The sequence below is a fragment of the Sorangium sp. So ce117 genome (assembly GCF_051524395.1).
Classification (GTDB): Bacteria; Myxococcota_A; Polyangia; order Polyangiales; family Polyangiaceae; genus Sorangium; species Sorangium cellulosum_B.
Genome location: NZ_CP150309.1, coordinates 10,018,440 through 10,037,716, shown reverse-complemented (window position 1 = coordinate 10,037,716; position 19,277 = coordinate 10,018,440). Strand labels below are relative to the sequence as shown.

General features: G+C 72.5%; 18 protein-coding genes. 10 read left to right on the top strand and 8 right to left on the bottom strand.

Features of this window, described 5'->3' with window-relative positions:
• Positions 1-78: 78 nt before the first annotated feature.
• From WMF46_RS37625 to WMF46_RS37600, 6 genes are all read left to right on the top strand, one after another.
• Positions 79-888: a ParA family protein gene (locus tag WMF46_RS37625; RefSeq protein WP_272104085.1), complete on the top strand. Its 810-nt coding sequence runs from the start codon at positions 79-81 to the stop codon at positions 886-888.
• Entirely contained in the window at positions 863-1,696 is an 834-nt protein-coding gene (locus WMF46_RS37620) for a hypothetical protein (protein WP_437981631.1), read from the top strand. Before WMF46_RS37625 ends, WMF46_RS37620 begins: the two co-directional genes overlap by 26 nt.
• Entirely contained in the window at positions 1,693-2,610 is a 918-nt protein-coding gene (locus WMF46_RS37615; protein WP_437981630.1) for a hypothetical protein, read from the top strand. The genes WMF46_RS37620 and WMF46_RS37615 overlap by 4 nt, the downstream gene beginning before the upstream one ends.
• Entirely contained in the window at positions 2,607-3,914 is a 1,308-nt protein-coding gene (locus WMF46_RS37610) for a hypothetical protein (RefSeq protein ID WP_437981629.1), read from the top strand. Before WMF46_RS37615 ends, WMF46_RS37610 begins: the two co-directional genes overlap by 4 nt.
• A 109-nt stretch (positions 3,915-4,023) precedes the next feature.
• Complete coding sequence (locus tag WMF46_RS37605; RefSeq protein WP_437981628.1) at positions 4,024-4,608, top strand: Uma2 family endonuclease; 585 nt, start codon at positions 4,024-4,026, stop codon at positions 4,606-4,608.
• 374 nt (positions 4,609-4,982) lie between these two features.
• Complete coding sequence (locus tag WMF46_RS37600) at positions 4,983-5,588, top strand: HAD family hydrolase (RefSeq protein ID WP_437981627.1); 606 nt, start codon at positions 4,983-4,985, stop codon at positions 5,586-5,588.
• A gap of 57 nt (positions 5,589-5,645) precedes the next feature.
• On the opposite strand, the gene WMF46_RS37595 is transcribed toward WMF46_RS37600, so the two are convergent.
• From WMF46_RS37595 to WMF46_RS37580, 4 genes are all read right to left on the bottom strand, one after another.
• On the bottom strand, positions 5,646-7,043 hold the full coding sequence (locus WMF46_RS37595) for an MFS transporter (RefSeq protein ID WP_437981626.1): 1,398 nt from the start codon (positions 7,041-7,043) through the stop codon (positions 5,646-5,648).
• Positions 7,044-7,251: 208 nt separating this feature from the next.
• Complete coding sequence (locus WMF46_RS37590; protein WP_437981625.1) at positions 7,252-9,057, bottom strand: fatty acyl-AMP ligase; 1,806 nt, start codon at positions 9,055-9,057, stop codon at positions 7,252-7,254.
• Positions 9,054-9,320: an acyl carrier protein gene (locus WMF46_RS37585; protein WP_012239660.1), complete on the bottom strand. Its 267-nt coding sequence runs from the start codon at positions 9,318-9,320 to the stop codon at positions 9,054-9,056. Before WMF46_RS37585 ends, WMF46_RS37590 begins: the two co-directional genes overlap by 4 nt.
• 104 nt (positions 9,321-9,424) lie before the next feature.
• Positions 9,425-10,423, bottom strand: a complete 999-nt coding sequence (locus WMF46_RS37580; RefSeq protein WP_437981624.1) for a helical backbone metal receptor — start codon at positions 10,421-10,423, stop codon at positions 9,425-9,427.
• Positions 10,424-10,574: 151 nt separating this feature from the next.
• On the opposite strand from WMF46_RS37580, the gene WMF46_RS37575 reads away from it, so the two are divergent.
• The gene (locus tag WMF46_RS37575; RefSeq protein WP_437981623.1) at positions 10,575-11,945 is read left to right on the top strand and encodes a serine/threonine-protein kinase; all 1,371 of its coding nucleotides are present in this window, start codon (positions 10,575-10,577) and stop codon (positions 11,943-11,945) included.
• Between the two features lie 64 nt (positions 11,946-12,009).
• On the opposite strand, the gene WMF46_RS37570 is transcribed toward WMF46_RS37575, so the two are convergent.
• A complete protein-coding gene (locus tag WMF46_RS37570) occupies positions 12,010-12,609 on the bottom strand; it encodes a DUF2231 domain-containing protein (protein ID WP_437544903.1) in 600 nt (199 codons plus the stop codon).
• Between the two features lie 479 nt (positions 12,610-13,088).
• Here WMF46_RS37570 and priA point away from each other — a divergent pair, with 479 nt between their 5' ends.
• On the top strand, positions 13,089-15,512 hold the full coding sequence (gene priA, locus WMF46_RS37565; RefSeq protein ID WP_437981622.1) for a replication restart helicase PriA: 2,424 nt from the start codon (positions 13,089-13,091) through the stop codon (positions 15,510-15,512).
• A gap of 48 nt (positions 15,513-15,560) precedes the next feature.
• Here the strand turns inward: priA and WMF46_RS37560 are convergent, their stop codons facing one another.
• Entirely contained in the window at positions 15,561-16,142 is a 582-nt protein-coding gene (locus tag WMF46_RS37560) for a hypothetical protein (protein ID WP_437981621.1), read from the bottom strand.
• Positions 16,143-16,473: 331 nt separating this feature from the next.
• On the opposite strand from WMF46_RS37560, the gene WMF46_RS37555 reads away from it, so the two are divergent.
• The gene (locus WMF46_RS37555; protein WP_437981620.1) at positions 16,474-16,920 is read left to right on the top strand and encodes a helix-turn-helix domain-containing protein; all 447 of its coding nucleotides are present in this window, start codon (positions 16,474-16,476) and stop codon (positions 16,918-16,920) included.
• A gap of 12 nt (positions 16,921-16,932) precedes the next feature.
• Here WMF46_RS37555 and WMF46_RS37550 read toward each other — a convergent pair whose 3' ends face one another.
• Positions 16,933-17,574, bottom strand: coding sequence for an RNA polymerase sigma factor (locus tag WMF46_RS37550; RefSeq protein ID WP_437981619.1), 642 nt, complete (start codon positions 17,572-17,574; stop codon positions 16,933-16,935).
• A 103-nt stretch (positions 17,575-17,677) separates the two neighbouring features.
• Entirely contained in the window at positions 17,678-18,016 is a 339-nt protein-coding gene (locus tag WMF46_RS37545; RefSeq protein WP_437981618.1) for a hypothetical protein, read from the bottom strand.
• 91 nt (positions 18,017-18,107) lie between these two features.
• On the opposite strand from WMF46_RS37545, the gene WMF46_RS37540 reads away from it, so the two are divergent.
• A complete protein-coding gene (locus tag WMF46_RS37540; RefSeq protein WP_437981617.1) occupies positions 18,108-19,025 on the top strand; it encodes a prephenate dehydratase in 918 nt (305 codons plus the stop codon).
• The last annotated feature ends 252 nt before the right edge of the window (positions 19,026-19,277 follow it).

Here is a 19,277-nt window from a genome sequence, read left to right as displayed (position 1 = left end):
GACGGGACTAGTTCTCAGCCGCACCTGTCCTGGTAGGATGGCCCCCGGGCGCCATGACTGCGCGCCGTCAGGGAGTCCATGCACGTCATCGCGGTCGCGAGCCAGAAGGGCGGCGTCGGAAAGACCACGATTTCCCTCAACCTGGGGCTCGCCCTCGGGCGCGCGGGCAACCGCGCGTTGATCCTGGAGCTCGACGCGCAGGGGAGCCTCGGGCTGTCGCTGGGCCTCGCGGATCGCGCGCGGCCGGGCGTCGCGGAGCTGCTTACGGGCGCCGAGCGGCTCGAGTCGGTGCTGCTCCGGACGCGCGAGCCGCAGCTCCAGGTGCTCACCGTCGGCCGGGTCGATCCCACGACCGTCGCGGGCTTCGAGGACGCGCTCGCCCGCGGGCCCGTGCTCCCGAGCGTGCTCGCGCGGCTCTCGCCGGACTTCGACATCGTGGTCGTCGATTGCCCCGCGGGGCTCGGCAAGGTCACGACGCGGGCGCTCGAGGTCGCGACGCACGCGCTCCTGCCGCTCCAGGCCGAGCCGCTCGCGCTCCGCTCGATCGGCCAGCTGCTCGCGGTGATCGATCGCGTCCGCGCCGAGAAGAACCCGCACCTGTCGCTGCTCGGCATGGTGCTGTCGATGTTCGACCGGCAGGCGTCCGCGTCGCTCGACGTCGCCGAGACGCTCTGGACGAAGTTCCCCGACGGGATCATCCTCGACACGGTCATCCCGCGCGACGAGGCGTTCCTCGAGGCGTCTCTCCGCGGGGCGCCGCTCCTGCTCATGCAGAAGCGCCCTCCGCCGCTCGCGCGCGTCTTCGATCAGCTCGCGAACGACGTGCTGGTTCGCCTGGACCCCACCTCGCCGGACGATGACGATGGCCCGATCTCGCTCCTCCTTTGATGTCGACGGCGCCGTCGTCACCGCGGCGGCGCTGGTCAAGCGGTCGAAGTCGCGGAGGCCGCGGGCGACGTCGGTCGCGCCCGCGGCCGAGCCGCTCGTGTCGTTCGAGTCCCGGCCGCCGTCCTCGCGGGCGGAGCCGGAGCCGATGTCCTCGTCGCCGCTCTCGCCGTCGTTCGAGGAGCTCGCGCCCTCGAGCGATCTCCTGCCCCTGTCGAGCGCGGGCGTGGGCGGCGAGCTCGGGCTCCGGGGCGCGCTGCCCTCGTCGGCCGACGACGTCGACTCGCGGCGCGGGTCGCCGCTCGACCTGCGGCCCCTGGGCTCGCCGCCCTCGTTCGCGGCGGCGCGCGAGCCCCTCGAGGAGCGGCTCGACGGCGCCATCGAGGCGCTCTCGGCGGGCCGCGCGCCGCGCTTCCCGGACCTCGCCGCCGCGGGCGGGCCGGTCGCGCGCTGCGAGCGGGTGATCGAGTGGATCGCCGAAGCGACGGGCGCCACGGACGTGTTCCTCGCGGACGCGGCCGGGCTCCCGTTCGCCGGCGCGATCCGCGACACGGAGGCGAGGCTCGCCGCCTCGGGCCTCATCGCATCGGCGATCGGCTCGCTCGTCGCGGCGCTGCCCGGCGCCCCGTCGCAGCGCTTCGAGCTCTGCGTCGGCGACGGGCCGTTCTTCCAGCTCATCGGGTTCCAGGTGCGCTCCGCCGCGTACATCGTCGGCCTGATGCGCCCGGGCCCGCTCACGCCGCGCGAGGCGCACGCCGTCCGGATCGCGTGCCGGCACGCGATCGACGCCGCGGTCGGGGTCGTCGGGTGAGCGCGGAGCACGGCGAGCCCTCGTTCGGTCGTGGCGTCGCGGCCGGCGCGGGCGCGCTGGACGACGACGACCCGCTCGCGCCGATCGCGCTCGACGGCATCGGCTACGGCGTCGGCGGCCTCGACGCCATCGTCGTGTTCCACCTCGGCGACGCGCGCGTCCACGCCGTGTTCGTCCGCGAGGGCGCGGCCCTGTCTCCGAGCGACGTGGCCGCGGGGCTGCGCGACGCGTACCTCGGGAGCCAGCTCGCCGCGCAGCGGCTCGTCCCGGAGCGGGAGGGCTCGATCCGCCCCGCCCGCAGCCGCGGCGCGCGGTCGTCGAGCAAGCCGCCGCGCTCGCAGGGCCGCGCCGAGGAGCTCCCGGACCCCGTGGTCACGCTGGAGCTGAGCGGCCGGACCGTCCTCCTGCGCCGCGTCCGCGCGTGCGTCGTCGCGAGCCTGTTCGACGGCACGATGCCGCTCGGCATGGCGCGGCTCGTGGCGCAGCGGCTCGCCGCGACGCTCGCGCCCGAGCTGCCGCTCGAGGAGCCGCCCGAGGAGATGCTGAGCGACCCGTCGGGGCTCTTCGAGGAGCCGCTCAGCGCGGACACGGTGGACGATCTCGTGCGGGGCGTCGCGCGATCGGCGCCGCCGAGGGGCTCGTCCAGCATCCCGTCGCGCCGGACCAGCGGGACGCCGCCGCCCGTCGATCCGCCGTCGGCCGAGGTCGCGCGGATCCAGCGGCTGCTCGCGCTGCTCGAGGCGCGCGCGCCCGAGCCTCACGTGGCGCGGCTCCGGCTCGCCCTGCGCGCCGGGCTGACGCCGCTCGCGCTCGAGCACCCCGACGGGCTCGGCGCGGAGGCGATGGTGCTCGTCGAGACGGCGGTCGCGGACATCCTCGGCCTGGAGCGCGCCGCGCTGCGGAGGCTCCTGTGACGGCGCTCCGGCACGGCCTGCGGGGCCGCATCGACGGCCCGCTCGGCGATCTGGTCGGCCCGATCGTCCCGCACGGGCTGCTCCACGTGGCCGATCAGCTGGTGATCGCGCACTCCCACCACTTCGCGCTCTTCCTGGAGCAGACGATCTTCGACGCGCTCGGCGGGGAGAGCCGCGGCGTGCGCCGGCAGGCGGCGTTCGAGGCGGCGCACGCGCTGCTCGGGCCGCTGTACGAGGACCGCCACGGGGCGTCGCCGCGGGAGAAGCTCGAGCTCGCGGGCGAGCTGTTCGCCGCGATGGGGCAGGGGCGTCTGCGGTTCGAGGTGAGCGCGGAGGGCGGCGCGGTGCATGCGGACTCGCTCTTCCACGGGACGAGCTTCCTCGCGAAGTACGGCGGTCGGATCCAGAACCGCCTGGCGGTGGACGCGTTCGCCTCGGGTTACTGCGCGGCTGCGGCGAGCCTCGCGTTCCCGTCCGACTGGGGGCGGCTCGACGCCGACGAGGTGACGTGCGTCGCGCGGGGCGACGCGGCCTGCACCTTCCTGCTGACGCGGCGGTCGGAGCGGCCGCGCTTCGGCGAGGCGCTGACGCGCAAGCAGATCGAGGCGGCGCGGGTGCGCTGGGAGCCCGAGGGCGGGCCGCTCTCGCGGGCGCAGCGCGTCGAGGGCGCGATGCTCGAGGAGCTCGGGGCGCTGCGGTCCGACGAGCGCGGGCTCATCTCGGCGTACGGGGTGAACGTGGCGCTCTTGCCGGTGGGGTACATCGATCAGAAGACGTTCGACACGGTGCACCTCATCGAGCGGCGGTCTCCCGAGCTAGTCCCGGTGTTCGAGGCGCTCGTGCGGGAGGCGGCGCAGACGGGCGCGTTCCACCTGCTCGGGGGGATGCTCTCGTCCTCGTCGTTCGAGGCGGCGTGCGGTCCGGTGGGCAGGGATCAGCACGAGCGCCTGGAGCAGCTGCTCGGGCTCGCCCGCGCGCTCGGCTGGGGGGCGCTCTCCGCGCCGGAGTTCCAGCCGGGCCGGGTTCTGGTGCTGCGGGCGCCGATCACGCACGAGAGCGCGTATTACGCCATGAAGCACGGGTCGACGGCGCGGGGGCGGCTCCTGTTCCAGCAGGGGACGGCGCTGGCCATCATGCAGCTCCTGCACCGCGTCGATTTCGGGACGGTGCGGCCGATCGACGCCGAGACGTACGGTGGGCTGTTCAAGATGGGGACGCGGTTCCGCGTGCAAGAGACGAAGTCGCCCCTCAGGGGGGATGGCGCGTGCGAGGTGCGGGTGGAGGCGGTCGAGGACAGGTGGTGACGGCAGCCGCTCCCTCCGCTGTTGCTGGCGCATCGTCGTCCGAGCCGGCGGGAAGGGCGGCTCGCTCGCCGCGTGACAGCGCGTTAGACTACGAGGAAGGAGGTCGACCATGGCCGAGCCCGCGCGAAAGCTGACGTTCACGTTCGCCGAGTACCTCGCCCGCGAGCAGGCGAGCGAGGCGAAGCACGAGCATGTGAACGGCGAGATCTTCGCGATGGCCGGGGGCACGCCGGAGCACGGGCTCATGGCGGTCAACGTGGCCAGCGTGCTCCGCAGCCAGCTGCTCGAGCGACGCTGCCGTGTGTACAACTCCGATGTACGGGTGCGTATCCCGGCGACAGGGCTCGCGACGTACCCGGACGTCAGCGTGGTGTGCGGGGGGCTGGAGCGCGATCCTCAGGACGAGAACAGCATTCTGAACCCAGTCGTGCTGGTGGAGGTGTTATCGCCGAACACCGAGGCCTACGACCGTGGCGACAAGTTCGCTCATTACCAGGCCGTCCCCTCGCTGCGCGAGTACGTGCTCGTCTCGTACCAGAGGAGGCGCGTCGAGGTGTTGCGCCGCAATGACGATGGCACCTGGACGCTCCATGACGTGCGGGAGAGCGGCGTCGCGGAGCTGTCGTCGATCGGGTGCCGTCTCCCGCTCGACGAGGTATATCGGGACGTCTTCGCACAGGGCGAGGCGGGCTGAGCGGAGGCCCGGCGACTCGGCTCGACCGTGCTGTGCGGACCGGAAGTACGGCGGTGCGTGGATCGGGCTGCGGACGGAGGGCGCGTCACTGGCGCCTACCCGGTCCGACCGCCGGAACGCTTCTTGGTGCCCGGCGAGGCTCGTTTCCGGCTGGCTCGGAGATGCCCTGCTCCGCCGCTCGCTGGCGCTCGTGCGGGAGGCGGCGCAGACGGGCGCGTTCCACCGTGCTGCGGGCGCCGATCACGCACGAGAGCGCGTATTACGCCATGAAGCACGGGTCGACGGCGCGGGGGCATGCGGTTTTGAGCCGCGAGCTCTTCGGGATGGCCGGTGCACCGGCGGGAGGCCTGCCGATATGCTAACAGGTGCGGCCCATGCCAGGACTCGTATTCCCCTCGGGCTCGTTTGTCGCCTATCTCTTTGATTGCGACGGGACGATCGCGGACTCCATGCCGCTCCATTATCAGGCTTGGCTCGAGGCGCTCGCCCCGCATGGGTGCGAGTTCTCCGGCGAAGATTTCTACGGCTGGGCGGGTATGCCGACCGACCGGATCGTCGAGCGCCTGAACGGGAAGTACGGGCTGCGGATGCCGGTGGCCGAGGTCTTCGCGACGAAGGAGGCGGCGTACCACCGCCTGATACCGACGGTGCGAGGCGTGCCTGAGGTCGTGGCCGCGCTGCGCGACGCTCCTCCGGGCGTGAAGCGCGCCGTCGTCTCGGGGAGCCCACGGGCGTCGGTGGAACAGACGCTCGAGTTCCTGGGCCTCCGCGGGTACATCGACGTGGTCGTCGCGGCGGAGGATTACGCGCGGCCCAAGCCGGCGCCCGACCCGTTCCTCGAGGCGGCGAGGCGCCTGGGCGTCGAGCCCGCGCGGTGCCTGGTCTTCGAGGACGCCGCGCTGGGGATCCAGTCCGCGCAGGCGGCGGGCATGCCGTGGGTCTTCGTCGATCCCCGGGCGCTCGCCGCCGAGCGTGGGTGAGCGGGGCGGAGCGGGCCGGCGGGGGATACCTCGCCTGGCGCGCGTGGAGGCCGCGCGTCAGTGGGCCGCCGCTTGCCTCTGCGGCCGCGCGTTCCACACCCGCGTCGCCAGCGCGAAGCCGACGAGCGCGACCGGGAGCATGGCCGCGGGCCAAGGCATCCAGTTCCCCGGGTGCTTCGCCGCGTCGCCCGAGGGCAGGATGCTCGCGTAGAGGAACGATTGCGCCGCGGTGCCCAGGTAGACGAAGCCGTCGATGATGCCAGTCGCGACGCCGGCGTTCTTCCTCCCGCCGAAATCCATGCTCGCGGTCCCGGACAGCATGCCGTGGACGCCGATCACGCAGAGGGACATGAACACGACGGTCCACCCGGCGATGGGGAAGCTCAGCGTGAAGAGGACGACGACCGCGCCGAGCACGAGGCCTGCATACAGCACCGAGGCCACCGGGCCCCGGCGCGAATCGAAGACATGATCGGAGATGAAGCCGGCGAACACGCCGCCCAGGATGCCGGCGATGCAGAGGAGCACGCCCCAGTGCGCCGACACGAAGCCCGCGAGCCCGGTCTTGTCGGCGAAGATGAGGTACCACTTCATGACGGCGTTGCGGAGGAAGCCGCTGCAGAACTCGATCGCGACGATGATCCAGATGACCCGCTGCGAGAACATGCGCCGTGCGACCGCGATCGCCCCCGAGCGCTCGCCGGTGTCGCCCGAGGACGCGTCAGCTGTATCGAAGTCCCGGAACCCCGCCTGGCCCGGCGTGTCGCGGATGAGAAAGACGTCGAGCGCCAGAAAACCGAGCAGCAGCAGGGCGGGGACGTGGAACACCCACGGCATCGGCAGGTGCTTGGCGATGAATCGACTCCAGTCGTAGGCGAAGTAGAGCCCGAGCGAGATCAGGATACCAAAGACGCCGCCGAGCATCCCGCGCTCGCGGACGTGGAACCAGGGCGCGTTGACCTTGACGATGGATACGGCGCCGAAGCTCTGGAAGTACATGTTGGCGGAGAAGAGCACCGTCATCGCGGTGATGGCGGCGCCGTGGTCGAGCCGCCCTTCCTGGGCGAGACGGACGGCCACGCCCAGCAGGACGTTCATGAGCGCGGATCCGCCCGCGGCGATCAGGATGGTGGCGCGCCCGCCCCACCGGTCGGTGAGCGGCCCGTTCAGCAGGAAGGCGACCCCATAAACGGCCGAGCCCCAGCCGTCGATGTTCCCGAACTCGTGCTTGCTGACGAGGTGCAGCGCGTCGAGCTCCGGCGCGTTGGCGGAGAGGTTGTACCGCCCCATGTAGAGGAAGGCGTACGTGAGCCCGAGCGGAAACCAGTTGAAGAACCGCCGGCGCCGGAACTCCTCCGAGTGCCCTAGATCGATCTTCGGCAGCCGCCGCATGACGACCGCGATGGCCGCGAGCAGCAGCACGATCGGCAGCAGCTGATTGAGCCACACGGGCATGGACGCCCTTCGACGATAATGGCCCCCCGCGCGAGCGGCCATGCCTTCGCGCTTCCCCCGCGCGCCCGCTCGCTCGAACTCCGTCCGTGAGGTCGAAGCGCGCGCAGTGACGTGTTGCTGTCCTGAGAGCTACCAGCGAGAGCCGCGGTCAGCTGCCGTAAGGCAGACCCGGAGATCTCCAGGGGGCCCTTCCGAGCCCCCTCCAGGATCATCCTCCGCGCCCGCGGAAGATCGCGTGGCGGAAGAAGTTGATCTGGCTCTTGGCGAACTCCTTCGCCGCGTCCAGCCGGTCCCCTTCGCGCGACGAGCTGCGGATCAAGAGCTCCCCGTTCTCGTAGAGCTCCCGCGTCTTGCTCCGCTGGAGCTTCCCGCTCGAGGTCTTCGGCAGGATGCCCGATCCGACCGCCACCACGTCATCGACGGTGAGCCCCATGGCCTGCTGGACGACGCGGCGCACCTCGCCCTTCAGCGCCTGCTTCTCCTGCTCGTCCGACGCCGGGGTCTCGAAGACGATGACCACGCGCTCGCGGTCGTTGTGCGGCTTCATCGTCCCGAACGCGATCACGTTGCCCTTCCGGACCCCGGAGACGCGGCTCGCCTCCCACTCGAGATCCTGCGGGTAGTAGTTGCGCCCGTTGACGATGATGACCTCCTTCGAGCGCCCGCAGATATAGACCTTGCCCTCCGCGAGGTACCCGAGATCGCCGGTCCGCAGCCAGCCGCCCGCGAACGCCTCCTTCGTGAGATCCGGATCGTTGAAATAGCCGGGCATCACGCTCGGGCCCCGCAGCCGGAGCTCCCCGACCTCGCGATCGCCGAGCGGGCGGGCGCTCTCCGCGTCGTCCGACGCGAAGGCCGCGATCTCGTGCCCCTCGAACGCCGACCCGCACTGCACGAGCGACGAGGCGCCCTCGCTGTCGGCCGGGACGGGCGTCGCCTTGCCCTCCTTCCAGAGCGTCTCGCCGTCCACCGCGTCGATCTGCAGCCCGGCCCCGAGCGCGCTGAACGACACCGCCAGCGTGCTCTCGGCCATCCCGTACGAGCAGACGAACGCCTTCTCGTCGAAGCCGACCGGCGCGAACTTCTCGGCGAACGCGCGCAGGTTGTCGGCCCGGATCGGCTCGGCGCCGCACCCGGCGACCCGCCACGTCGAGAGATCGAGCCCCGCCATCTCCTGCTCTCGGATCCGCTTCACGCAGAGCGCATAGGCGAAGTTCGGGCCGAACGACACGTTGCCCCGGTGGCGCGTGATCGTCTCCAGCCAGCGCACCGGGCGCTTCAGGAACAGGAGCGGCGGCAGGAACGTGATCGTGTTGACGTAGTAGAGCGGGGCGATCACGAAGCCGATGAGCCCCATGTCGTGGTAGAGCGGCAGCCACGACACGCCCGTGTCGACCGACTCGCGCACCGCCAGGCCGAGATCCACGATCGCCCGCACGTTCGCCGCCAGGTTCGCGTGCGTGAGCACCACGCCCTTCGGGCGCGACGTCGAGCCGCTCGTGAACTGGAGGAAGCACACGTCGTCGAGCTCGACCTTGACGGGCTTGAGCTCCTCGCGGGCGCCCCGGAGGCCCTCCACCGCCACGATCTGCTCGAGCTCCGGCGCCTGCGCCTGGATCGTGCCGAGCATCCGCTTGATCTCGGCGCTCGTGAGCAGCACCTTGGCGCCGCTCTTCGCGACGATGTGCAGCGTGTTCTCGAGGTAGCCGGTCAGCTTGCCGAGGCCGGTCGGCGGGTAGATGGGCACCGGGATGACGCCCGCGCGGATCGCGCCCAGGAAGGCGAAGATGAAGTCGGCGTTGTCCGGCAGGATCAACGCGACGCGATCGCCCTTCTGGAGCCCGAGCGCCTGGAGCGCGCCGCCGAAGCGCGCGCTGGCCCGCTCGATGCCCCCGTGCGTGAAGAACGGCTCGTTCTCGCTGGACTCCTCGATGAAGCGATAGCCCGTCTTCGTGCTCGCCGCTGCGTCCTCGATCGCCTGCGCGACCGTCCGCGGTTTCCAAACAGCCGTCATCCCGAGAGCCTTCCTTCGTTCTTGAGCCGGAGCTCGATGGCCTTGACGACGTCGGCGACCGTGTCGACCTCGCGCAACATGTCGTCGGGGATCGAGAGGTCGAACTTATCCTCCATATCCGCGACGATCTCCATCACTCCCAGCGAGTCGAGGCTGAGGTCGGCGACGAGGTGGCTCGACTCCTCGATCTTTACCTCGCCGGCCGTGTGTCCTTCCAGGAGCTGGATGATCTCTGCCCGCAACGTCTCCCGTGTCCACGTCATCCTACGTTCCTACCCCAACTGCGGCGTGGCGAGGAGGGGCTTGCTCGGCCGCAAGGACGCGGGAATTCGGCGTCGCACCCCCTGACCCGACGCTGGCGCGTGCATCAGGGACGGGCGGCGTCGACGATCTCGCGCAGCCGACTGAGCCCCTCGAGCGCCCTCGCGCCGTACCACATGAGGTCCTTGCCGTCGCACCTGATCACGTGGCCCCGGCGGGCAGCGGGGATGTCGAGGGAGCGAAATATTGCCGCGTCGGCGTCGGTGAAGGCGTGCGGCTCATCGGGCAGCAGGACGAGCTCCGGGGCGCGGGCGATCACCTCGTCGAGGGTCACGCGGGGGTAGCGGAGGTCGCGGCCCTCGACGCGCTCGGGGGGCAGCGGCGGCGCCTTGCCCAGGTCGGCCGCGAGCGGGTAGCGCCGGGGCCGATCCTCGAAGACGTTCTGCGCGCCCACGAGATCGAGCATGTCGGAGAGGAACGTGTCGCCGTGGACGGTCATCAGCGGGTCCATCCAGATCGGGACGAACGCGCGGATCGGCGGGCGCTCGCGGCGCCGCGCCTCGGCCGCGGCGTGGGCGCGGTAGGCGGCCGCCACCAGCTCGCGCGCCGCGGCCTGCGGCGGCTGGCCCGGGGCGCCGTGCTCCACGTTCGCTGAGGTGGCGGGCGCGCCGGGCTTCGCCGCGGCGTGCCCGAGCAGGCGCGCCAGCCGGGCGAGGTGCGCCACGCCGTCGGCGACCCGCTTGGGGAACGAGACGAGCACCCGGAGCCCCGCGGCGTCGAGGCGCTCGATGTCGCGCTTGCTGTTCTCCTCCTGGTTCGCGACGACGACGTCGGGCTCGAGCGCGGCGATCCGGTCGACGTCGGCGTCCTTCGTGCCGCCGACGAGCTCGATGCCCTCGACGTCCTCGGCGGGCGCGACGCAGTAGCGGGTGCGGCCGACGAGCCGATCCCGGGCGCCGAGCCGGAGGAGCGAGTAGGTGTCGCTTGGCACGAGCGAGACGATGCGCCGCGGAGGGGAGCGCCACTCGTGCTTGCGCCCCCGGTCGTCGACGATGCGGATGAACGACCCGGCAAAGGCCGGTCCCCAGCCTGCGCTGAACGCCATGCGCCGGATGTAGCCCGCCGCCGCGCGCGCTGCACGTGAACTGACCTGAACTGACGTGGACTGCGCCGCGCCTGAGCTGCGCGCCCCGGGGCCTGAACAGCGCCGCGTCCACTTAGTTGGCCCGCCCGGGCGAAGTCTGCGACGACGGCTCGTGCAGATCGATCGCCTCGATGTGCGTCGCGGAGGCACGCTCCCGTACCCGCCTTCCGGCCTGCCCGCTCTCCCCCTCGGCGCCGCGCGCGAGGAGACACCCCGCCGCCGGGCGGCGCCCCGCGGGGGGCGGCTGCTGCCGTGCCAGATCGGCCGCTACACGCTGTTCGATCACATCGGCCAGGGAGGGATGGCCGATCTCTACCTGGCCCGGGTGCGCACGGACCTCGGCGCCGCGCGCCTCGTCGCCATCAAGGAGGTCGCCCCGAGGTTCGCGCACGACCCGCGCTTCGTCGAGATGCTCGCGAGCGAGGCCAGGCTCGCGGCGGGGCTGCGCCACGCGTCCATCGTGCAGGTCGAGGACCTCTGCCGCGAGGACGGCTCGCTCTTCATCGCGATGGAGTACGTCGAGGGCCTCGACCTGCGCGAGCTGCTCCGCCGCTGCGCGCGCCAGAAGGTGAAGTTCCCGGTCGCGTTCTCGCTGCTGATCATCGCCGAGGCGCTCCAGGCGCTCGCGTACGCCCACCGGAAGGGCGTCGTGCACCGCGACGTCTCGCCGTCGAACGTGCTCCTGAGCTTCGAGGGCGAGATCAAGCTCTGCGACTTCGGCATCGCCCGCGCGCACGAGCGCTGCGGAGCCATGGACGAGGCGCTGCAGGGCAAGGCCGGCTACATGAGCCCCGAGCAGGCCCGGGGCGAGGCGCTCGACGCGCGATCCGACGTCTTCGCGGCGGGCATCCTGCTCTGGGAGCTGCTCGCCGGCCGGCGGATGTACAGCGCGAGCCCCGGCGCCGCGCTCTCCAAGGAAGCGGCGCGGGGCGATCTGCTCGAGCTCGCGCGGCGCGCGTCGATCCCGCCGCTCGTGGAGCGCGGGCTCCCCGACGAGGCGGCGCTCCATGCGATCGTGGCGCGGGCGCTCGCGGTCGCGCCCGACGAGCGCTACCCGAGCGCGGCGGCGATGCTCCAGGACATCGCCGCCTACGCGGCGGCGGCCGAGCTGACGGCGAGCCCGCTGCGCTTCGGGGCGTGGCTGCGCGACAACTTCGGCGCGGAGCTGGTCGCGCCCCGCCGGGCGCGCGAGCGCGCGGTGCGCGCGCTGGAGCTCGGTCCGCCTGCGGTGATCGAGCCGATCGCGGCCGCGGCCATCGCGCCGAGCGCGAGGGAGGCCGACACGCCGAGCGCGATGGACATCGGCGCGCAGGGCGCAGAGCCCGCCGCGCTGGCCCTGGCCGAGCCCCCGCCCTGGGCCAGGGCGCAGCCTCCGCTCGCTCGACCGCAGCAGCGCAGGCTCGTGCCATGGCTCGTGCACTGCGCGCTGCTGTTCGCCCTCGCCGCGCTCGTCATCGCGGGCTGCTATCTCGCGGCGCGCTAGCGCCCGCTCGGGCGAGGAGAACGTCGTATCTCGCTCCCGTCCGGCGCGCCGGCGCCCCTCGCCGTCAGCCCGCGTCGGCGATCGGCGCTTCGGGCACGGGCACCTGCATCTCCGGCCTCCGTTCGCACGCGTCGGTGCCGATGCCGACGCCGTAGCGGTAGATGAGCTCTCCGCCGAGCCAGCCGCTCGCTCCCGCGAGGCCGAACCCCGCGGTCGAGAGCGCGATCCCGAGCGGCCGCAGCCCGATCGCCCGGGAGGCGAGCGAGGCGCCGTACAGGCCGGCGATCGCGAGGTTCACGGCGCCGTGGACGAAGCCGATCCGCTTCGCGGGGCCGAGGGTGGTGCTCCAGTCGGCGAGCCCGGCGAAGGTGGCCACGAGCGCCCCGCCGAGGCCGATGGCCGCGGTCGCGTCCGCTCCCCGGTGGAGACGACGCCGCCTGCGGCCGACGCCGGCGAGATCGAGCACCAGCGCGCAGGACCAGGCACCGATGGGGATGGTCACCAGCACCGGGTGCAAGGGGTGCCCGAGGAACTTGCCATGCAGCACCTTGGCGACCGTCGGCGCTCGCCTCAGGACGGACTGGATGCCGCGCTGAAGCGGGTCCGCGATCCGGTCGATCCAGTCCTGCTCCTCGATTCCCCCCAAGACTGCGGTTCCGATCATGTTCCCCTCCTCCGAGGCGCGTGGCTGCGCGGATTTCCAGCGCATGGCGCCCGCCCCGCCGACCGTCCAGCGGTGAACCCCTGACCGGATCCGGGGCAATCGGCGGACCCCGCGGGAGCGGGTCGGGCGTTCCCATGCCTTCCCGCGGCGCGTGCCTCTGCGACGCTCGAGCAGGCCGCGCAGTGCGCTTCTGCAATGGTGTTTTGCCGAAATTTCAGGTTCGAAATCAGCGAGCGCCCCATCTGAAGTGAAATACGTTCGAATCGCGAATCCCACGGATGGCATGGACGGTGCTCTATGTCCGGCCAGCGCTGCCGGCGCGGCCTTCCCCCCCCCGAGGCCCCGGCGGCGCTTTTTTTTTTGGAGTCTTTCCTTTCGGGCCCGGCGCGGCGCCCGCGCGCACGCCCTGCGTCCCTCGTCCCGGGCGGCGTTCTCTGGTATCTCGCCCGTGCCGCGCTGCGCGCGGCCTTCCCGGAGCGATGCCCCTCCTCGCCGACGTCGCGGTGCCCGTCCCGCTCTCGCAGGCCTTCACCTACGAGGTCCCCGCCGCGCTCGCCGGCGAGGTCCGACCGGGGGCGCGCGTCCTCTGCGAGTTCCATCGGCGCAAGCTGCTCGGCGTGGTGCTCGCCGTCAGCGAGCGCACCGCGGCCATCGACCCGTCCAAGATCAAGCCGCTCGCGGCGCTCGTCGACGCGCGCCCGGCGCTGCCAGCGGAGCTGCTCGCCTTCCTGCAGGAGCTCGCCGCCTACTACTTCGCGCCGATCGGCGAGGTGCTCCGCCTCGCGCTGCCGGCGATCGAGCGCGAGCAGGTGCGCGCGCTCAAGGCCCAGGGGGAGCTCGGCGGCGTCCTCGACCTCGGCCGCGCCAAGCAGGTCGGCGGCCGCAAGGTCGCGTACGCGAGCGCGACCGACGTCGTCGAGGAGCCCGGCACGCTCCGCGGGCAGGCCGCGGCGGTGCTCGCGCTGCTCCGGGCGAACGGCGAGCAGCCGGTCGCGCGGATCGAGGAGCGCTTCGGCAACGCGCGCAGCGCCCTGAAGAAGCTCGCCGAGCGCAACCTCGTCGCCCTGGACGAGCGCGAGCCGCCGCGCGACCCGTTCTTCCGCCGCGCCGAGGAGCGCGACGTGCCCCCCGAGCTCAACGCGGCGCAGGCCGAGGCCGCGGCGCGCATCGACGCGGCGCTCGCGGCGCTCGCGCCGTCCGGGGGAGGGGAGCACCCCGCGAGCACCCACCAGGAGCCGCGGCCCGCCGGGCAGGAGCCGCGGCCGAGCGCGTTCCTCCTCTTCGGCGTGACCGGCTCCGGCAAGACCGAGGTGTACCTGCGCGCCATCAAGAGCTGCCTCGACCGGGGCCGCGGCGCGCTCGTCATGGTGCCGGAGATCGCCCTCACCCCGCAGCTCGTCGCGCGCTTCCGCGCCCGCTTCGGCGACGAGCTCGCCGTGCTGCACAGCGGGCTGAGCGACGCCGATCGCCACGCGATGTGGGCGAGCCTCCACGTCGGCAAGGTGCGCGTCGCCATCGGGGCGCGCTCCGCGCTGTTCGCGCCGGTGCCGGACCTCGGCCTCATCCTCGTCGACGAGGAGCACGACGGCTCGTTCAAGCAGGAGGAGGGCGTGCGTTACCACGCGCGCGACATGGCGCTGCTCCGCGCCCACCGCGCGGGGGCGGTGTGCGTGCTCGGCTCCGCGACCCCTTCCATCGAGTCCGTCGCGCTGGTGCGCCGCGGCAAGCTCGCCGAGCTGCGCCTGCCGGACCGCGCGCACCGCGAGGCCAGCCTCCCCGAGGTCTCGCTCGTCGATCTCCGCCGCTTCCGCGCCGGCCCCTCGGGCGATCCGCTGATCTCCTTGCCGCTGCACCGCGCGCTCGAGAAGACGCTCGCGGCGAAGGAGCAGGCGATCCTCTTCCTGAACCGCCGCGGCTTCGCGCCGAGCGTCGTCTGCGGCTCGTGCGGGACGCTGACCACGTGCGACGCCTGCTCGGTCGCGCTGACGTACCACCGCGGGCGGCGCCGCGACATGCGCCCGCCTTCGCCGGGCGGCGAGCCCGCGCCCGCGGCGCCGCTCGACGAGCGGCCGGAGGGGGGGCGGCTGCGCTGCCACTACTGCGACTATGCGGGGCCGCTGCCGGACCGCTGCGGCGCGTGCGGCGCGCGGAACCTGCTGCTCGAGGGGCTCGGCACCGAGCGGCTCGAGGCCACGATCGCCGGCTCGTTCCCGGAGGCGCGCGTGGCGCGCCTCGATCGCGACGTCGCCGGCAAGGATCGCTCGCAGGCGATCCTCGCGAGGATGCGCGAGGGCAAGATCGACATCCTTGTCGGCACGCAGATGGTCACGAAGGGCCATGACCTGCCCAACGTGACCCTGGTCGGCGTTGTGAACGCCGACGCCGCGCTCGGGCTGCCCGACTTCCGCGCGGCCGAGCGCGGCTTCCAGCTGCTCGTGCAGGTGGCCGGGCGCGCGGGGCGGCGCGACCGCCCCGGCCGCGTGCTCATCCAGACGCGCAACCCCGAGCACCCGGCCATCGCGTTCGCCGCGGCGCACGACGTGCCTGGCTTTCTCGAGCGGGAGATCCGCGAACGCGAGGAGGTGGGTTATCCGCCCGCCACGCGCCTCGCGCTGCTCCGGATCGACGCTGTCGACGAGAGCGTGGGGCGCGGCGCCGCGGCGAAGCTCGCGGCCCACGCCCGCACCTGCCCCGAGGGGGCCGCCCGGCGCGTCGAGGTGCTCGGCCCGTCGGCGGCGCCGATCGCGCGGCTGCGCGGGCGCTACCGGTTCCGGGTGCTCCTCCGGGCGCGCGATCGCGGTCCGCTCCGGGGGGCGCTCGCGGCGCTGACCGGGCTGATAAGGGATGGCCTTGACCGGAACGCCCGGGTGATCATCGACGTGGATCCGGTCGCCATGCTGTGACGGGCGATCCCCGGGAGACGGGCGCGCTCGCTGCGCCAGCGGCGCTCTCTATCCAGAGCCACGCGCGGTGAGCTCCCCGAGCGCGTCGCGCGACGCGCGCGAGAGCCGCTCGAACTCCGCGCCCAGCCAGTCGAGGAACGCCGCGTCCCACGTCGGCCCTTCCGGGCGGGACGCGACCGCCTCGGCGAGCTCACGGTCCCAGCGGCCGTAGACGTCCCGGAGGAGCGCGTGCGCCCGGCGGCTCTCGGCGGACGCAGGATCCGCCTGGCCGTCCGTGCGCTCGGCGAAGGCGTCCTCGCAGAGGAAGTAATTGCATGTCGCGGCCCGCCGCTCGGCGGGGACGGAGCAGCCGCGCGCGCCGTGATAGACGCACTTCGATCGCCGCGGGGCCGTGCGCTCCTCCCGCTTCCGCACGCGCCGGAGCTCGAGTCCGCGGCTCACGGGGAGCAGGTTGCCTGCGGCGATCTGCTCGAGCAGCCAGCCGCGGCCGTCGAGCGAGACGATGCGCCCGATGTCCGTCCAGTCGAGCTCGGGCGGGCTGACGCAGCACCCCGCGGGGCCCTGCGGGCACTGGGCGCACAGCGTCGAGTGCAGCCGGGTGTGCTCTCCTGAAAGCTCCAGACGGATCATCGAACCCCTTGCCGTCCCCCGGAGGGGTCGAGACACGCGCTCGAACCAGCGCACATCCTGCCAGCGAACGCGCCAGGAATGACAGAAGCGCCCCGCGGCTGCAACCGACGCAACCGACGCTGACCCCGCGTCGACCCGAGCGGCGGCCAAGCGCCCCTCCTCACTGGCATAGCGATCGAGAAGCGCGAGAACTCGCACTCCCGGGCGCTCTTGGAGGAGCTGAATCAGTTAAAGTAAGTAACGGACATCGACGTGCGCCCCCGCGAATGCAGGGTGAAGCGTGCGATCGTCCTTTTCCGGCCGCGGCGGGAGTTGATAGGCTGCGCCGGCCATGAGCGATGCGCTTCCCAAGGAGGTCGGTCGAGCCATTCGCGTGCTCCGGCAGCTGCACGGGCTCACTTACGCCGAGTTCGCCGAGAAAGCGCGCCTCTCGGCGACCTACCTGCGACAGGTCGAGCGCGGCGAGCGCGATCTCGGGCTCGGCGCGCTGGCGCTCATCGCACAGGGGCTCAACTGCGATGCTCGGCTCCTCCTGCCCGGCGACGGGAGGAGCCCGGTCTCCGCGGTCGTCGCCGATCGCTTCGATCGCGCGCCCGAGGCGCTCCAGGAGGCGCTCCTCTTCCTGTTGATCGAGCCCGACGACTCGCCGAAGAAGCAGGCCATCCTCGCGCTCATCAACGAGGATCCGGAGCGCGCGCGTCCCCGCTCGCGGCCTCGACCCGAGGAGCGCGGGTCGCGCGGCTCCGCCCCCTCGTCGTCGAACCGCCGCGGGCGATGAGCCCCTGAGCCGTCACGTCCGCGCGGACCAGCCCGCGACGCGAGGCGGCCCGGCGCCGGACTCCGGCCGGCCGCCGTCCGGCGCCTCTGCTCCGGGCATCGACGCGAGGCGCCGCAGGGCCAGCTGCTGAAACGCGGCGAGCGCTCGGCTCCGCCGCTTGTACGCCGTCGAGAGGGGGATTCCCGCCCGGCTCGCGAAGTCCGCCATGGGCACGCCCTCGATGTCGTGGGCCGTGAGGATCGCGCCGAACTCGGCGTCGAGCTCGCGCAGGACCGCGCGCGCGAACAGGCGGTCGCACGCCGAGATGATCTGCTCCTCGGCCGAGGGCTCGTCGAGCTCTGCGTCGAAGTCGTCAGGCAACGGGTCCTCCCTCCGGCGCCGCTCGCGCAGCCCGTAGTGGGACGCGGCGTGGACAGCGATCTTGTTCAGCCAGCGGTCGGACGGCCCGAGCTCCGGATCGTAGTTCCCGAAGCTCTCATGCGCCGCGAGCATCACGTTCTGGGCGATGTCCCAGCGATCCCGCCGCGGGACCCCCAGAAGGCGAAGCCATCGGCGCACGAGCACGATCGTTTTCTTGTTGAAGATCCGCCAGTAGGCGCCTTCTCTGTCGTTCGGCGGCCCTGAACCGTGGCCTCCACGCCCCGTTCCCGACATCGCGTAACGATCGTTATCACAAGAAACGGAACTTGCAAAAACTGGTCGGGGCGATCACAGGCGAAATTCGATCGAAAAAGTGGTTGAGTGTGTGTACGTGTGGTTATCTCCTGCGCCACCCGCCGCCTGCGCAATTGCGCGCATGCAGGCCGAATCGCTCGGGAAAGCGCCGCTTGACGATGGTTCTCGGGATGTAACGATCGTTCCTCACCTGAACCGCGTCAGGGGGCCTTCCGGCATCGTCGGCAACGATGGTGCTCCCGCCCGGCTGCTGGGGCGCGATCGACGCACGGGTGGGCTCGGCGGCTGCCTGGTGCACCGCGGCGGCGGGCGCCGCATCGCGCGGGTAGGCAAGCGAGACAGGCGAGACGCCGCCGCTTTCCTCGCTGGACGCCGCCGCATCGCGCCGGTAGACAGGCGGCGCTCGATGCACAGCTTCCATCGAAGGATGCCGGCCCCACGGCGGAGCGGCGCGCCCTGCGGGGGGCGCATCGCGACCGTCCGCGCGGGCGCCGGCGAGGCGCCCATCGCTCATGTCGGCTGACGCGGGGAAGCCAGGGACGGCGCGCGGCGACGACGCGGCGCCCGCGGAGAGCGACGCGGCAGGGGCCCCGGCGCCGCGCCGGCGGGTCGCCTACTTCGGGCGGCCCGGGACGTTCAGCCACGAGGTCGCGTCCCGGCGCTTCGGCGCGAGCGCGGACCTCACGCCCCGGCGCACCATCTCGGAGGTGTTCGACGCCGTGGCCGGCGGCGCGGCGACTTACGGCGTCGTGCCGATCGAGAACGCGTTGGGCGGCCCGATCTACGACACCGTCGATCAGCTGATCCGCCGCGAGGGCACGGGCGCCGCGCTCGCCGTGTGCGAGGAGCTCTCGCTGCACGTCACGCTGTCGCTCCTCGGCAGGGCGGGCGTGGCGCCGAAGCGCATCTATTCGCACTTCGTCCCGCTCAAGCACTGCGGCGACTGGCTGCGCGAGACCTACCCTGACGCGCAGATCCTCGAGGCCGAGAGCACCGCCGAGGCGGTCGAGCGCGCGGCGCAGGACGGCGAGGCCTGCGCGATCGGCAACAAGGGCGCGGCGGCCATCTACAAGCTGGAGATCCTCGTGCCGAAGCTCGGCGCGAAGGGCGAGAACATCACGCGCTTCTTCATCGTCGGGAGGGCCGCGGAGCCGCCGGCCTCGGGGGGGCGGACGCTGCTCCTGTTCGGGCTGGACCACCGCCCGGGCGCCCTGGTCGCGGCGCTCTCCGCGCTCGGGAGACACCACATCAACCTCACGCGCATCGTCTCTCGCGCGCTGCCGGACAGCCCTGAAGAGTACCTCTTCCTCGTCGAGTGCGAGGGCAGCACGGAGGAGCCTGCGTTCAAGGAAGCCCTCGCGTTGCTCGAGCAGCACGCGACGGGCGTACGCTCGCTCGGCTCGTTCCGCGTCAGCCAGAAGTACGAGTAGGCGCCCCGGGCCGACCCGATGACGATCGCCGAGCCGCGCGGTCATCGGACGTACGCGCGGCGCGGCCGGCGCGTCGGATGACCGCGAGCCCACCGCGGCGGACGCGCGCCAGCCGCTCGTCGCGTGGGCGCCCCCACGCGCGGGGAGAACAACGCCGCTGCGAAGATGGGAATATCTTCGCGCGGGGTATCCCGCGTGACTCATACGCTCTTTTCAATAACCACTTACCCCTCGCCTGTGACTAGAACGCTC